Annotated in this window: 12 protein-coding genes; 6 read left to right on the top strand and 6 right to left on the bottom strand. The window is 70.3% G+C overall.

Annotated elements, in window-relative coordinates; translation table 11 throughout:
* Positions 1–95 precede the first annotated feature (95 nt).
* The 3 genes from ACQPYA_RS14915 (at position 96) to ACQPYA_RS14905 (ending at position 7,246) form a co-directional block, all read left to right on the top strand.
* Positions 96–1,169 carry an XdhC family protein gene (locus tag ACQPYA_RS14915; protein WP_433533192.1) on the top strand — a complete coding sequence of 358 codons (1,074 nt, stop codon included), beginning with the start codon at positions 96–98 and terminating at the stop codon, positions 1,167–1,169.
* Between the two features lie 272 nt (positions 1,170–1,441).
* A complete protein-coding gene (locus ACQPYA_RS14910) occupies positions 1,442–4,951 on the top strand; it encodes a phosphatidylinositol-specific phospholipase C domain-containing protein (protein WP_433533191.1) in 3,510 nt (1,169 codons plus the stop codon).
* A 1,179-nt stretch (positions 4,952–6,130) separates the two neighbouring features.
* Positions 6,131–7,246 carry a MerR family transcriptional regulator gene (locus tag ACQPYA_RS14905; RefSeq protein WP_433533190.1) on the top strand — a complete coding sequence of 372 codons (1,116 nt, stop codon included), beginning with the start codon at positions 6,131–6,133 and terminating at the stop codon, positions 7,244–7,246.
* A gap of 68 nt (positions 7,247–7,314) precedes the next feature.
* Here the strand turns inward: ACQPYA_RS14905 and ACQPYA_RS14900 are convergent, their stop codons facing one another.
* Positions 7,315–8,043, bottom strand: coding sequence for an Atu4866 domain-containing protein (locus ACQPYA_RS14900; RefSeq protein ID WP_433533189.1), 729 nt, complete (start codon positions 8,041–8,043; stop codon positions 7,315–7,317).
* 128 nt (positions 8,044–8,171) lie between these two features.
* On the opposite strand from ACQPYA_RS14900, the gene ACQPYA_RS14895 reads away from it, so the two are divergent.
* Positions 8,172–8,999, top strand: coding sequence for a helix-turn-helix domain-containing protein (locus ACQPYA_RS14895; protein ID WP_433533188.1), 828 nt, complete (start codon positions 8,172–8,174; stop codon positions 8,997–8,999).
* 48 nt (positions 9,000–9,047) lie between these two features.
* Here ACQPYA_RS14895 and ACQPYA_RS14890 read toward each other — a convergent pair whose 3' ends face one another.
* The 5 genes from ACQPYA_RS14890 to ACQPYA_RS14870 form a co-directional block, all read right to left on the bottom strand.
* Positions 9,048–9,584 (bottom strand): nuclear transport factor 2 family protein, encoded by a 537-nt coding sequence (locus ACQPYA_RS14890; protein WP_433533187.1) that lies wholly within the window; start codon positions 9,582–9,584, stop codon positions 9,048–9,050.
* Positions 9,581–10,036: an Atu4866 domain-containing protein gene (locus ACQPYA_RS14885; protein WP_433533186.1), complete on the bottom strand. Its 456-nt coding sequence runs from the start codon at positions 10,034–10,036 to the stop codon at positions 9,581–9,583. The genes ACQPYA_RS14890 and ACQPYA_RS14885 overlap by 4 nt, the downstream gene beginning before the upstream one ends.
* Positions 10,037–10,212: 176 nt before the next feature.
* Complete coding sequence (locus ACQPYA_RS14880) at positions 10,213–11,427, bottom strand: S8 family peptidase (protein ID WP_433533185.1); 1,215 nt, start codon at positions 11,425–11,427, stop codon at positions 10,213–10,215.
* Between the two features lie 303 nt (positions 11,428–11,730).
* Entirely contained in the window at positions 11,731–12,738 is a 1,008-nt protein-coding gene (locus ACQPYA_RS14875) for an MsnO8 family LLM class oxidoreductase (RefSeq protein WP_433533184.1), read from the bottom strand.
* The gene (locus ACQPYA_RS14870) at positions 12,735–14,003 is read right to left on the bottom strand and encodes an enoyl-CoA hydratase/isomerase family protein (RefSeq protein WP_433533183.1); all 1,269 of its coding nucleotides are present in this window, start codon (positions 14,001–14,003) and stop codon (positions 12,735–12,737) included. Before ACQPYA_RS14870 ends, ACQPYA_RS14875 begins: the two co-directional genes overlap by 4 nt.
* Before the next feature lie 51 nt (positions 14,004–14,054).
* On the opposite strand from ACQPYA_RS14870, the gene ACQPYA_RS14865 reads away from it, so the two are divergent.
* Together ACQPYA_RS14865 and ACQPYA_RS14860 are read left to right on the top strand one after the other, a co-directional pair.
* Entirely contained in the window at positions 14,055–14,396 is a 342-nt protein-coding gene (locus tag ACQPYA_RS14865) for an ArsR/SmtB family transcription factor (RefSeq protein WP_433533182.1), read from the top strand.
* Positions 14,397–14,561: 165 nt separating this feature from the next.
* Positions 14,562–15,284, top strand: coding sequence for a hypothetical protein (locus tag ACQPYA_RS14860; RefSeq protein ID WP_433533181.1), 723 nt, complete (start codon positions 14,562–14,564; stop codon positions 15,282–15,284).
* Positions 15,285–15,292: the final 8 nt, after the last annotated feature.

Here is a 15,292-nt window from a genome sequence, read left to right as displayed (position 1 = left end):
ACCCTCGCCCCGACGGTTACCGAAGTCAACGCCGAGTTAAGCAATTGCTTAGGTCGACGTTGACGGTTCCACCGCGGCCCGAGGATCGTGCGACCATGAGGGAGATCGCCGACGGGCTGGCGGCCTGGCGCGCCGCCGGCGTCGCATTCGCCGTGGCGACCGTCATACGGACCTGGCGGTCCGCCCCACGGCAGCCCGGCGCGACCATGGCCGTCTCCGCCGACGGCGAGGTCCTGGGCAGCGTCTCGGGCGGCTGCGTCGAGGGCGCGGTCTACGAACTCTGCCGGGAGGCGATCGAGACCGGAAAGGCCCGGACCGAGATCTACGGCGTCAGCGACGACGACGCGTTCGGTGTGGGCCTGACCTGCGGCGGCACGATCGAGGTCATGGTCCAGCCGGAGGTCACGCTGACCGGGACCGACGAGGTGCTCGCCGCGATCACCGACGGCCGGCCGGTCGCCACGGCCTCGGCCGGAGACGCCCAGTTGGTGGTCTGGCCCGATCGGGTCGCCGGTAGCCTCGGCGATCCCGACCTGGACCGCGCGGTCGCGCAGCAGGCGGCCGGGATGCTCGCCCTCGGCGCCACCGGCGCGATCCACCTCGGTACGCACGGCGAGCAGCGACGCGACGACGTCTCCGTCTTCGTCCAGTCGTACGTGCCACCGCCCCGCATGATCGTCTTCGGGGCGATCGACTACGCCGCCGCGGTGGCCCGGATCGGCCGCTTCCTCGGCTACCACGTCACGGTCTGCGACGCCCGCGCGGTCTTCGCCACCCGCAAGCGTTTTCCGGACGCGGACGACCTCGTCGTCCAGTGGCCCCACCGGTACCTCGAGTCGACGACCATCGACGAGCGCACGGTGCTCTGCGTGCTGACCCACGATCCGAAGTTCGACGTGCCGCTGCTGGAGGTCGCCCTGCGCACCCCCGCGCACTACATCGGCGCGATGGGCAGCCGCCGCACCCACGCCGACCGGCTGCGCCGGCTACGCGAGGCGGGCGTGGACGAGGCGGCCCTGGCCCGGCTCTCCTCCCCGATCGGGCTGGACCTCGGCGCGCGTACGCCGGAGGAGACGGCGGTCGCGATCGCCGCCGAGATCATCGCGCAGTCCTGGGGCGGCTCGGGTCGTCCACTGACCGATCTGGACGCCCCGATCCACCACACATGACCCGCGGTCCAGCTGCCCCCGAAGCCCTCGGGTGGACGCTTGCGGAGCGGGCTGGGCATGTCTCGCCAGATGGGTTGCAGGTCGCGCGGCGGACTCCAGTCTGGACGGGGAGCGGATTTTCCCGCCGGGCAAGATAGATCACGCCGTGGCTGAACCCGTGGCGCGTCCGCCCGTAGTGTCATCCGACCGCCCCGAACCTCCGTGGCTCTGGCCCGGACCGGTACGCCACGTGACCATGCAGCCCTCGTGCTGCGCTCGTTAGGAGCATATCGATGAAGATCCCGATCCGGCGATCAGGGCCGAGTGGCCGGTCGCCGGTGCGGCGGACGGTTCTCCGCGCCGTGCTGGCCGTTCTGCTGCCCCTGTCGGCGGCGACCGTGGTGGTGGCCTCGACGGCCTCACCAGCACAGGCCGACGACTACTACAACAGCATCACCGAAGCCTCGTCCGAGAACCGGAACTGGATGAGCCGGGTCCCGGACGACACCAAGCTCTCCGCCCTGTCGGTGCCGGGCACCCACGACAGCCTGTCGCTGTGCGGGTTCTCCGGCGGTGGTGGCTGTGAGAGCTTCAGCACCTCGGTCACCAAGACCCAGGAGGACCACGGCTACTCCGGCCGGACCCTGACCACGCAGTACGAGGCCGGTATCCGGGCGATCGACATCCGGGTCCGGGTGGACAAGGGCGACGCCGGGATGAGCTTCACCATCCACCACGGCGTGTACTACCAGCACGCCAACTTCACCGACGTGCTGACCAGGACCCGGGACTTCCTGCGCGCCAACCCGTCGGAGACGGTGCTGCTGAGCCTCAAGGCCGAGTGCTCGGGCTCCGGGGCGTTCACCTGCTACGACGCCGACGGATACGACACCACCGACTGGCGGCTCAAGGTCTTCCGGTCCTATCTGGAGGGCCGTGCCTACACCGGCGACGGTGACGAGTACGAGCCGGCGACCGCGTGGCGGGAGCTGTTCTGGGCGGACTCGGTGACGGGCGACGCGAAGGCGGCGGTCCCCACCCTGGACCAGGTCCGGGGAAAGATCGTACTGCTCGGCTTCCGTGGACCCCGGGGCGGTGTCTACAACGGGTACGGGGTGTTGCCCACCTTCGAGTCGGATACGTCCTACACCGAGTACGTGCAGGACAGCTTCGAGGTACCCAACCTCTGGGACATCGCGCCGAAGTGGGAGAAGGTTCGTACCCACCTGCGGAAGACCAACGGGGTGTGGGACGCCAACCGGGGGGAGCAGACCGCGCACCCGCACCGGCCCGACGCGATCTACGTCAACTTCGCCAGCGGCACCGGGGACACCGTTCACCCCCTGATGGTGGCCGGCGGGCAGCCCGGGGTGACCGGGGTCAACAACTTCCTGCTCCAGTGCCTGCGTGAGCGCAACAGCCGGTGCCCGGAGTTCTACCCGGACCGGGGCGACAACTTCGGCGGCCGGCAGACCATGGACCGCACCGGCGTGTTGATGATGGACTTCCCGGGTGGCGGCCTAATCGACGAGATCATCGCGCGTAACCCGGAGGGCGGAAACGGTCCGGGTGAACTCGAGCCGGGCACCCTGCCGCCGTACCGGGGCGGCACGCCCCGGCCCCAGCTCGACGGCGAGCTGCTGGAGAACACCGACTTCGCCGACACCACCAAGCCGTGGTGGGTCAACGCCGGGATGACCGAGCGGCTCAGCGGCGGCGCCTTCTGCGTCACCGCTCCCGCGAGGACCAACCCGTGGGACGTGATCGTCGGGCACAACAGCATCTACCTGCCCGGCGGCAACTCGTACACGCTGCGGTTCCGGGCCCGCGCGAGCGTCAGCCGGCAGGTCGTCGTGCAGCTGGCGCCGTTCGACAACCCCACCAACGTCACGTACCTGACCAAGTACCCCACTTTGGGTGACGGGTGGAAGACCTTCGAGTACACCTTCGACACCACCTTCGCCCAGCCGTACGTCCTCGCGCAGCTCCAGTTCCGGCTCGGCGGGGCCAGCGGGTCGTACGAGTTCTGCATGGACGACGTGTCGCTGGCCGGGCGGGAGTACGTCTACACCGCGAACCGGGGGCCCCTGCTGAAGGTCAACCAGCACGGGTACGCCCCGACCGGACCCAAGCGGGCGACGGTGCTGACCAACGCGACCTCGGCGCTCGGCTGGACGCTGCGCCGCGTCGGCGGTGGCACGGTGGCCACCGGTACGACGAGGCCGGCGGGCTTCGACGGCTCCGCCGGCACCGGCGTGCACACGATCGACTTCAGCCAGGTCACCGCCACCGGCCGCTTCGAACTGGCGATCGGCAACGAGGTGAGCCACCCCTTCGACATCCGGTCCGACCTGTACGCGTCGCTGCGGACGGACTCGATGCGGTTCTTCTACTCCAACCGCAGCGGCATCGCCATCGACGGCGGCATCGCCGGAGCCGAGTACGCCCGCCCGGCCGGGCACGTGGCGGCGTCACCCAACGGCGGGGACACCAACGTGGCGTGCCAGACGCCGAAGTCCTACGTCGACAACTGGACCTGCGACTACCGCCTCGACGTGACCGGTGGCTGGTACGACGCGGGCGACCACGGAAAGTACGTGGTCAACGGCGGCATCGCCACCTACCAACTGCTGTCGGCGTGGGAGCGTGCCGTCGCGGCGGGCACCCAGGCCCAGCTCGGTGACTCGACCCTGGCGGTCCCCGAGCGGGGCAACGGCGTGCCGGACATCCTCGACGAGGCCCGCTGGAACCTGGAGTTCATGCTCAAGATGCAGGTCCCGGCCGGCGAGCCACTGGCCGGCATGGTGCACCACAAGGTGCACGACGAGTCGTGGAGCGGCCCGCCGATGCTGCCGCACCAGGCCAGCAAGAAGCGGGAGCTGCACCGCCCCTCCACGGCGGCGACGCTCAACCTCGCCGCCGTCGCCGCCCAGGGCGCACGGGTCTACCAGCAGTTCGACGCCGCCTTCGCGAACCGGCTCCGGGTGGCCGCCGGACGCGCCTACACCGCGGCGCGGAACAATCCCACGCTGTACGCCCCGCACGCGGACCGTGTCGGTGGCGGCCCCTACAACGACGACGACGTCACCGACGAGTTCTACTGGGCGGCGGCGCAGCTCTACCTCACCACGAAGACCAGCACCTACCTCGACGACCTGCGGTTGAGCCGGCACCACGCCGCCGGGGTGGCGTTCAGCCAGAACGGGTTCTACTGGGGTTCGGTGGCCGCGCTCGCCCAGCTCGACCTGGCCCGCTTCGGCACCGACCTGTCCGAGCGGAGCCAGATCCGGTCCTGGGTCACCACCGCCGCCGACCGGCTGATCTCGTTCCAGCGGGCGGAGCGGTTCGGCCAGACCTACACGCCGGCCTCCGGCCGGTACGCCTGGGGATCGAACGCCTCGATCCTCAACAACCAGGTGGTTCTCGCCACCGCGTACGACCTGACGAAGAGTCGGGTCTACGCCGACGCGGTCCTGGAGGGTTTCGACTACCTGCTCGGCCGCAACGCCCTCGGGCAGTCCTACGTCACCGGGTACGGGACCAACGACGCGAAGAACCAGCACAGCCGCTGGTACGCCAAGTCCCTCGACGCGCGGCTGCCGCACCCGCCGGTCGGGTCGGTCGCGGGCGGGCCGAACTCGGGCCTGGATGATCCGTTGGCCGCCTCCTGGCTGCACGGCTGCGCGCCGCAGTTGTGCTACGTCGACAACCTGGAGGCCTGGTCGGTCAACGAGATCACCATCAACTGGAACTCGGCCCTGGCCTGGGTCAGCGCCTTCGCCGCCGACGTGGCGCGGGGCTGACCGCAGCACCCGCCGCGGCCCGCGCGTGTTCCCCGTTCCGGAACACGCGCGGGCCGTGTGGCAGGCCGCCGCCGGTACCTCGGCGGCGTCCGGATCTGCCGCCGATCGGGCGTCGCGTTGCGTAACGAACGTGCCGAAGGCTCGGCGCGCGCTCCTGCCGATGAGAGCGCATGCCTCAGCGCGCGCAAGATCACGCTCGATCCATGATCGAGTGGCATCGAAGCCCCAAGATAACCACTCGACCCTGGATCCAGTGCGATCGACCGTCCACGGTCCGCCAACCACCTCCACCGAGGTTGCTTCTGCCCACAACCACGATTTCACCGAGAAATAAATATTTCGGTATGAAATCACGGCCGTACGGACAGCGGACGCCACATCACCACCGCCTGCCACTGCCACTGCCACTGCCTCCACCAGGCCAGGCAACTACGCAGCGCCGCACACCCTTACCCGGAAAGCTCTACTGCTCGCTCATGCCGCTGACAACGCGGGGCGTTTACCCGAGCACTCGTCACCATCTGTGCGGAATGCCCTGAGCGGCGACCACCGCCCACCGGTAGTCACGTCCTCCGCAGCCGCACCCGTGCGGGGCGTTCTCGATCCAGATCGACGAGTCCAGCGCGCTCCAGGACGACCGCCACGTAGTCTGCTGTCTGCCGCTTGACGAAGGTCTTGAGATACCCGTCCAATGTGTCTCGGTTGCCGCGAACATCACGGTTTGCCCCAACCCGAACCCAGCCGCGTCCGTGCAGGTACCCCGGGATGCCCTCAAGGCAGGACCAGCTAAAGACCGTTCGAGTCTGCCTGGTCCCGAAGAGCAAGACCAACCCGGCTGGGGAAACCTCGTCGACCCCGAAGGTGGCGCGACCAGTCGGCGTTGGGAGGCGCGTACCCGCCCGAACCCCAGCTCGAATAGCCGTCTCGACCTGACCTGGCATAACTGCATCGTGCCTCTCGCTGGTCTGCGATGCCAAGCACCCGCAGACAGCGATGAAAAGGCCAAGGCGTCGCGGTCCGCCACGATGATCCACTGCACGCTCATGCCGCTGATCGATGGTCACCGTCGGTGACGTCGACACTGTCACCGTCATCCGGCCGTATCGGTGAGCGGAACTTCGATCATGCTGACGCGGAGCGCTTGCTCCTCACGTGGCGTCATGTCACATAGTCGGTGGTGTGGAGGAGTACCTGACGGTGGGGCGGGTGGCGGAGTTGGCTGGTGTCAGCGTCCGCACGCTGCATCACTACGACGAGATCGGCCTCCTGGAGCCGTCGGCGCGGACTTCGGCGGGGCACCGGGCCTACTCCGCAGGCGACGTGGAACGGCTCCGGGAGGTGCTCGCGTACCGGCGGCTCGGTTTCGGACTGCGGGAGATCGCGGATCTGGTCGACGATCCGGCCACCGACGCCGTCGCGCACCTGTGCCGGCTGCGCGGCCTGCTGACGGACCAGCGCGACCGCGCTGCCGCCATGGTGGCGGCCATCGACCGGGAACTGGAGGCACGAGCGATGGGAGTCAGGACGATGCCCGAGGAGCAGCTGAGAATGTTCGGCGCGCAGTTGTACGACACCATCGGATCCGCGTACCCCGCGACGCGGCGCACCGAGCCGCGGATCGCCGCGCGCATCTGGGATGCACTGGGGGACGCCCGCACGGTGTTGAACGTCGGGGCCGGCACCGGCTCCTACGAACCACCCGGCCGCGACGTCACGGCGGTGGAACCCTCGACCGTGATGCGGGCCCAGCGTCCGGCCGGTGCCGCGCCGTGCGTGGCCGCCGCCGCGGAAAGCCTGCCGTTCGCGGACCAGTCCTTCGACGCCGCGATGGCCGTCAGCACCGTCCACCACTGGCCGGACCCGGTCGCCGGGCTGCGGGAAATGCGCCGGGTGGCCCGCCGCGTGGTGGTGTTCACCTACGACGCCGATGACACCGGCTGGCGTCAGCGATTCTGGCTCACCCGCGACTACCTGCCTGAATTCGCGGAACTCCTCGTCGGATGGCCCTCACTGGCCGACCTGACCGGCGCGATCGGGGGACGCGCGGAGCCGGTGCTCGTCCCGTGGGACTGCGCCGACGGCTTCTTCGAGGCACACTGGCGCCGACCTGCGGCGTATCTGGACGAACACGTCCGCCGCGCGGTGTCGGTCTGGACCAGAGTCGGACCACAGGCCGAGCGACGGGCCGTGAGCACCCTCCGCGAAGACCTCTCCTCAGGCCGCTGGGCCGAACGCAACCGCGACCTCGTCGCCCTCGACACCGCGGAACTCGGCCTCCGGCTGCTCGTAGCCTGAACCACCGCCCGCCACGCGCAGATCCGATGCACGCTCGTGCCGTCGGGCTTCCTTGTCTTTTTCTGCGGTCAGCGGCGGTGAAGAACGTATCCGGCGTGGTGCAGCACCCCGTCGGTGAACCGGCCGTACGCCCAGAAGCCCAGGTCGTCGCGGTAGACGATCCGGTCGCCGTCGATCCAGAACGCCCCCTGGTACGCGTGCGGCCGGCCGCCCCGCGTCTCGTCGTACCGGCCGTCGGCGGTGAGTTCCTGGTGCAGGAAGCCGGTCTCGTCGATCCACATGCCGAGGTGGGGGCTCTGGACCGAGCGCGGGCGCAGGTCGGGCTCGATCGGGGCGGGCGTGAGCCGGCGGCCGTTGGCCAGCGCGATCTCGCCGTCGACGACGATCGCGGCGGCCTGCTCCGGACGCCAGACGATCATCTCCAGGGCGGATCGGCCGGAGGTCGGGCCGGCGACCAGGGCGAAGGTGGCCGGGTTTCCGGGAGTGAGCACGCCGACCCTCTCGGCGGGACGAACACGCAGGCCGGCGACGGCGACCCCGTCGACGACCGCGGGCACGATGGCCAGGCCGGTGCAGTCGACGACGATCGCGCCGTCGTCCTCGGCCGCGGTGTGCAGGCCGGTGCCGACCGCGACGATCTCGTTCGTACCGACCAGCAGGTCGGCGGCGGGGAAGTCACCGATCACCGGGTCGAGCGTGTGGATGGCGGCGTTGACGAACATCAGTGGACGGCGCCGGCCGCCGGTGTTCCCGGCGATCTCCGCCAGTACCGCCTCGTCGAGCATCGGGCTACTCATGGCGTACCTCCTGGATTTGGGGTTCGTGCTCCCACCGTCACCGGCGGCGGAGTCGGCAGCCAGGCCGGACAACACCAGGGTGTGCCGCACCCTGCCTGGCCCGAGCCCGCACGGTTACCGTTGGTGGCATGCCGACGACCGCGCTCGGGGCGTTCCTCACCGCTCGACGCGCCCGGTTGACGCCGGGCGACGTCGGCCTCGTCTCCAGCGGAACGCGGCGCGTCGCCGGGTTGCGCCGCGAAGAGGTCGCGGTGCTGGCCGGGGTGAGCGTCGACTACTACACCCGGCTGGAGCAGGGCCGGGAGCGCAACCCGTCGTCGTCGGTGCTGGCCGCCGTGGCCCGGGCGCTCGACCTCGGGCCGGACGCCCACGACCACCTCTTCCGGCTTGCCGGGCTCTCGCCCGGCAGCGCGCCGACGCCTCCTCGACCGCAGGTCGGGCAGAGCCTGCGGGAACTGCTCGACGCCTGGCCGGACACCCCGGCCGTGGTCATCGACCGGCGGCTCGACCTGCTGGCCGGCAACGCGCTGGCCGACGCGTTCTACGCGGACTTCGCCGAGGCGGACAACCTCGTCCGGATGACCTTCCTGGACCCGGTCGGCCCGGCGTTCTTCGCCGACTGGGGTCGCGCCGCCGAGGCGTGTGTGGCGAACCTGCGCCTGTCCCTCGGCCACGACCCGCACGACCGGCGGGCGCGGGAACTGGTCGAGGAGATGAGTACGGCGAGCCCGGAGTTCCGCCGGCTGTGGGGGCGTCACGACGTGCAGGGCAAGACGCACGAGGCGAAGACGTTCCGGCACGGCGCGGTAGGCGAACTGACGTTGTCGTACCACGCGTTCGACATCCGGGACGCGCCCGGCCAACAGTTGGTCGTCTACCGCGCACAGCCGCACAGCCGCAGCGCCGAGGCGCTGCGGCTGCTGGGCACTCTGGCCGTCAGCAGATGGCTCCGGTGAGAGCCGGCCGAGCAGCAAGTCCCCGGTACGTCCGCTCGTGTCGACGGGTCAGGTCAGTTCGATGCGGTCGACGAGTTCCCGCACGGCGATCATGTCCAGGAAGGCGTGGCAGCGCACCACTCGGCCGCCTCGCATCTGCCAGATCCAGCAGTACTCGTTGTGGTAGTCGACGCCGTCGATCGCCGTCGCGTCGCCCTCGAAACGGATGATCACGATGTCGCCGTCGATCCACATGTCCTGGATCGTCATCACGAGGGCCGACGCCAGCCGGTCCAGGATCGGCGCCGACCCCTGCGTGAGGAACTCGGCCTTGGAGGTGTAGGTACGACCGTTGACGATCGTCCACTCGACCTCGTCGTGGAGGATCTCGTAGATGTCGCCGCCCGCGTTCTGCCGCGCGAAGGCGCGCAACACCGCCGCCCTGTTGCGGCGTTCCTCGCCCGGCTTTCCAAATCCTTGCCTGTCGATGTGCTCGCGGGGTCCCGCCGAGGCGACGCCGGCCCCGGCGAGGGCCGTCAGTCCACCGGCGATCCCCGCGGTCAGGAGCAGGCGACGGTGGTGCCGCGTGGCGCTGTCCTTCGTCATCGTTCCTCCCTCGCTTGCCGGTGCGCGTCGCTGCCCTCGCGATAGAAGACGTATCCCGCGTGGTGCAGTACGTCCCCGTCGAAGGTGCCGTCCGCGCTGAAACCGGTGTCGTCGACGTACTCGATCCGGGTCCCGACGACCTGGTAGGAGCCCGTGTAGGCGCTCTCCCGCTCGCCACGGGCCTCGTCGTAACGGCCGTCCGGCAGCAGCTGCTGCCGAATGTGGCCGTCGGCCGTCACCCACATCCCGACGTACGGGCGGGCCGACACCTCACCGGCCCCAGCGGGTGACGCCGGAGTCTGTGCGGCCGCCGCCGAGGCCGCGGACTCCTTCCGGCCGTTCGGTGCTGGGTCGTCGGAAGCGGCACCACTGCCGGTGCCCGCTCCAGCGGAACAGCCAGCAAGCAGCAAGACGACGCACGCCCCGCCGAACAGGGTCCCGAGATTCACCATGTCGACCACGGTAGGGATTCCGTCCGCCAGCAGCCTGGTCCCAGCGCTCCCAGGAAGAACGCACCCGGCCACCCGACGGGCTCGCCGCTCGCCCCGGCGGTGCGCGGTCCGACGAACGGGCGAGCCGTCCGCGCCGGATGCCGGCGCGGACGGTCGTGTTGCCGGTCGCCCTGCGATCAGCTCCCGAAGGTGCCGACGTAGAGCAGGCGGTTCGGTGATCCGGTTCCGGGGTTGACGACCACGTTCGGGGTCGCCGCGGCGACGATCGCCGCGTTCACGGTCGCTGGCGACGCCGAGGGGTTGTTCCGCAGGTAGATCGCGGCGGCGCCGGCCACGTGCGGGGCGGCGAACGAGGTGCCACTGCCGGTGTACGTGGCGGTGTCGCTGGTCCGCCAGGCTGCGGTGATCGACACACCCGGGGCGAACAGATCCAGGACGGTGCCGTAGTTGGACCAGGTGGGACGGGTGTCGGTGCGGTCGGTCGCGCCGACGGTCAGCGCCTCGGTGACCCGGGCCGGTGAGGTGCCCGTGGCCGGGACGCCGGAGTTGCCCGCGGCGATGGTGTACGTGATGCCCGCGTTGATCGAGCGGCGGACCGCGGCGTCGAGGGTGGTGCTGGCGCCGCCGCCGAGGCTCAGGTTGGCCACCGCCGGCCGGGTGGCGTTCGCGGTCACCCAGTCGACGCCGGCGATGACTCCGGCCGTGGTGCCGGAGCCGCTGTTGTTGAGCACGCGTACCCCGACGACGGTGGCGTTCTTGGCCACCCCGTAGGCGCTTCCGGCGGCGACCGAGGCCACGAAGGTGCCGTGCCCATTGCCGTCGTCGGTGTTGTAGTCGTTGTCGACCGCGTCGTAGCCGTGCACCGCCCGGCCGCCGAAGTCCTGATGGGTGATCCGCACCCCGGTGTCGACCACGTAGATCCGCACACCGTTGCTCGGACCGTAGGTGAACGAGTTGTTCAGCGGCAGGTTCCGCTGGTCGATCCGGTCGAGACCCCAGGACGGCGGGTTCGTCTGGGTGGCCAGCGCCTGCACCCGCTGGTCCTGCTCGACGTAGGCGACGGCCGGATCGGCGGCCAGCCGGCGGGCGGCCCGCTCGGTGAGAGTGGCGGAGTAGCCGTTGACCGTCCGCCCGTAGAGGCGGTCGACGCGGACACCGCCGTACCGGGTGGTGAAACCCTCCGCGCGGGCCCGGGTGAGCTGCTGCCCGTCCTTGAGCACGACGATGTAGCTGCCCGCAACGGCGGTCGGCAGGTCGGCGCCGAGGACGGCGCCGGTCGCCGGCGTCGCCGCGGCCGGGTTGACCCCGGCGGTGACGAGTAGCGCACCGGCGAGCGCGGCGGCGCCCAGAGTACCGAGCCGGCGACGAGTGACGTGGTGTGTGAGCCTCACTTGGCTGCTCCTTCCTGAGCCGGCCGTGGCAGCGGCCGACGGGTGCCGCACCTCACTCCACTATGGAGAATGAGACGCGGGAACCCTTGTGGTGCACCGGGTTCGGTGCACCACAAGGCTAGGAAAGAGCAGTCTATTGATGGTTGCCGTTGCTTTAGGCTTCTGTTGCCGAGTTGCTCCAGCTGTAACGAGGCGATCAACCTCCGGCGACGCGCCAGGGCTCAGCCCGCCAGCAAGGCGACACCGATCCGCATCGGGGACGGCCGCCGCCCTCGACAGAAGAATCGCCGGGCGGCGGCCGGTTCAGATCGTGATGGCTTGAAGGGCCTCCGCGATGATCTGGCGGGACCGGGTTCGCGCTGCGGGATCGGTCAACATGTCCTGGACCATGACTTCGGTCGCGCCCGATTCCCGGATCACCGGTTCGAGCTGGGCCCGCAGGGTCGCCGGAGTTCCGGAGACCTGCGGCGGGATGACGCCATCGACGATCGTGCTCGGTTGTGCTCTCGACGAGGCGCTCAGCTCTGCCCGGGCCTGCTCCAGGGTGGGGATGGGCCGGTCCCGCCCACCGGCCCGCAGGGCTCGCGCGGGCCAGGTCAGCCGGTGTGCCGACTCCTCGTCGTCGGCAGCGACCATGTTGAGCGCGAGCATCGCCTGTGGGGCGCCGGTTCCGAAGGGCGTCTTCGTGAAGACTCCCCGGTAGCGGCGGAGCGCACGGGCAGTCAGGCCCGGGTTGATGTGGCCGCCGAAGGTGTAGCCGATGCCGAGCCGGGCGGCGAGGCCGGCGCTTGCGCCGGAGGAGCCGAGCACCCAGACCTCGGGAATGCCGTCGATTCCGGCCGTGAGGTCGATCGCCGCGAAGGGGTGGGCGCGGTCGAATGCCTTGTGGAGGTAACCGACGATCTCCTGTACCTGGTCGGGGAAATCGTCGGTCGGTTGGCTGTGCCGGTCGCGGCGCAGCGCGTGGTCGATGAGTGGCGTGGCCGTGGATCGACCGAGCCCCAGGTCGATCCGGCCGGGCGCGAGCGATTCGAGCATCAGGAAGCGCTCGGCGACGCTGAAGGCGCTGTAGTGGTTGAGGAGGACGGCGCCCGAGCCGAGGCGGATCCGGGAGGTCCGCTGGGCGGCCGCCGCGATCAGCAGGGCCGGGTCCTGGGCGGCGTATCCCGTCACGTGATGGTGCTCGGCGAACCAGAAGCGGTGGAAGCCGAGGTCTTCGGCCTCTTGGGCGGCGGCGAGGGCTCGGTCGAGGGCTTCCCGCTTGTTGCCGCCGGGCGCGACCGGGGCCAGTTCGACGAGCGAATATCTCACCGGGCGCCTCCGGCGCGCAGGACGCCGCCGGTCCAGGCGGGAAAGCCGGCCGCGAGCACCGAGGCGACGTCGGCGCCGGCCGGGTCGACCCGCAGGCCGCCGTCGAGGGCGCGGCGGACGGCGGCGACCATCGCGGCGGGGTCGGGGGCGGCGTCCAGGAGGGTCTGCACGAAAGAGACCTGGCCGCCTTGGACCAGCACCGGGATGCCGCCCCTCGCGCGAACCTCGGGGATGAGGCCCGCGTCGGTGATCTCGACGATCCGGGCGTCGGGGGCGAAGAACACCGCTGCCAGGGGATTGGCGACGATCTGCGGAAACTCGCGCATCCCGGCCTGCACGTTCGTCACTGGAGGCTCGGGGGGCGCCGTGGCGACCGCGCGCATCGCGTAGAAGAGATGCGCCAGATCCGGGAACTCGGGCGCGCTCAGCAACGCCCGGCAGGCCGCCGTCTCGATCTCGAAAGCCTCGTCCAGCGGCGCCGCCGCGCTACGCGCCGCCACCTCCAGCACGGCGGCGAGCGCACGCACCGGCGACCGCGCCGAGCGACGCCTCACCTCCTCGGCGAGACCTGGCGGCTCTGCGGTCCCCCCGGGAATCTCGTAACCGGGCCGTTCCCACCGCTGTACGAAATGCCCGGCCGGCTGCGCCAGCACCCAGGCCCGCGCCGCGGCGACCACGTCGTCGGCCAGCTCGTCCACCAGCCCGGCGGCCAGCGCCTGCGCCGGGTGGTATGCCGTGCCCGGCCCGATGATCTCCAGAACCGTCGCGGTCATCCCGAACATCCGGGTCACCCGGACCGTCCCGCCGCTTCCGGGAATGATGCCCATCCCGATCTCGGCGAGCGCCCACACCACCGACGGATCGTTCGGGCCGACCCGGTAGTGGCAGGCCAGCGCCAGCTCGAAGCCGCCGCCGAGTGCGGAGCCGTTGAGCGCGGCGGCGACCGGTCGGCCCAGGGTCTCCAGCCGGCGCGCCTGGTCGCGCAGCGGCGCCATCAGGTCGTAGGCGCCGGCCGCCTCGTCCGGGGTGATCTCGCTCGGCACGAAGTCCGGGCCGGAGACGAAGGAGCGTTTGGCCGAGGTGAGCACCACGCCGCGCAGCCGGTCGTGCTGGCGGGTGAGGTCGTCGAGACAGGCGCCGAGCCCGTCGTAGTGACGCCGGTTGAGCATGTTCGCGGTGCGGCCGGGGTCGTCGAGGGTCACGGTGACAACCCCGTCGGCGTCCCAGGACCAGCGCACCGCACCGCATTGTTGGACATCCGTCATACAGTCAACGTAGGCGACAGTATGACGGATGTCCAACGGTAGGGTGGGGGCATGGCCCGGGACGACGACGTGATGCCGGACATCGCCGACGTGACGATGGTCGACGTGCTACGGGCGGTCGCCGACCCGATCCGCCTGCGTATCGTGCAGACGCTTGCCGACGGCCTGCCGCACGGCAAATGCGGCACCCACTGGGACTTCGGCGTACACAAATCAACCATGACGCACCACTTCCGCATACTGCGGCAGGCGGGCCTGACCCGCACCGTCGTGGCCGGCCGCACCCACACCATCGAGCTGCGCCGCGCCGAACTCGACACCCGCTTTCCCGGCCTGATCGACGCCCTGACCACCACCGCCGTTCCGCGACGCGGGAGCGCCCGGCCAGCCTGATCCGGACCGATTCGGAGCAGAAGGATGGTCCCGCCCAAGCCGCAGGGTCGGACTGGACATTTACCAGCGAAAATGCGCATACAGCCGGCACGGGGTGGCGGCGATCACTCGCATCTGACAGCATCACCCGCAACTCAGTGACTTGGCTCAATGAGGGAGGGGAAATTGACCCTGTCGTCCGCCATTCGCACAATTGACAGATCCCTGTTGAGTGTCGAGGCCGACGGGCCGACGACGACCCTGTTCGGGACGCCGTGGACCGCGCATATCCGGTACTCACCCAAGTACGGCCGTTCGAGTTCGACCAAGGAGATGTGGGGACTCGAACTCGCGTCCCTGTCCTCGCTCAACGCCGGCGTGGAGTCGGTCGGCGGGCGCGAGCGCGAACGCTTCGCCATCGCGGCGGGCGAGCTCGTGATCTTCGACTGCACCGAACCGTCGGACGCCCGTTGGGCGGCGCTGCTCGGGCCGTGGCACTTCGCGCACGCGCTCTTCTACGAACCACAGTGGCGTACCGCGGACATCGTCGAGACGTTCGGCAGGCTGCAGTGGACCGACACGCCGGAGGGCATGACGGCGCAGCCAGGCAGGGCTCATACCCTCGAACGCTCGGTCTACCTCAACGAGGTTCCCGGCGTCGGGACGCTGTTCGTCGAGAACAAGAAGACCGCGAGCCGGCAGGTGCCGCAGTGGAAGGGTTACCGCGCCGAGGCGGGAGAGATGTGGCGGCTCGCCAAGCCTCCGAGCGGTGAACTGGAGCCGCTGCTCTACGTCACCGAGAGCGCGGTGGCGACGCTGTCACCGTGGAGCGGGCCGGCCTCGGCGCAGTCCCTCGACACCGCCTTCGACTTCCTAAAATCGATCAAGCGCATCGACTGGACGGCATGATCGAATGG

Origin of the sequence: Micromonospora sp. CA-263727, assembly GCF_050942455.1 — a bacterium.
In the GTDB taxonomy this organism is placed as follows: Bacteria; Actinomycetota; Actinomycetes; order Mycobacteriales; family Micromonosporaceae; genus Micromonospora.
This window is presented reverse-complemented; position numbering and strand designations above follow the sequence as displayed.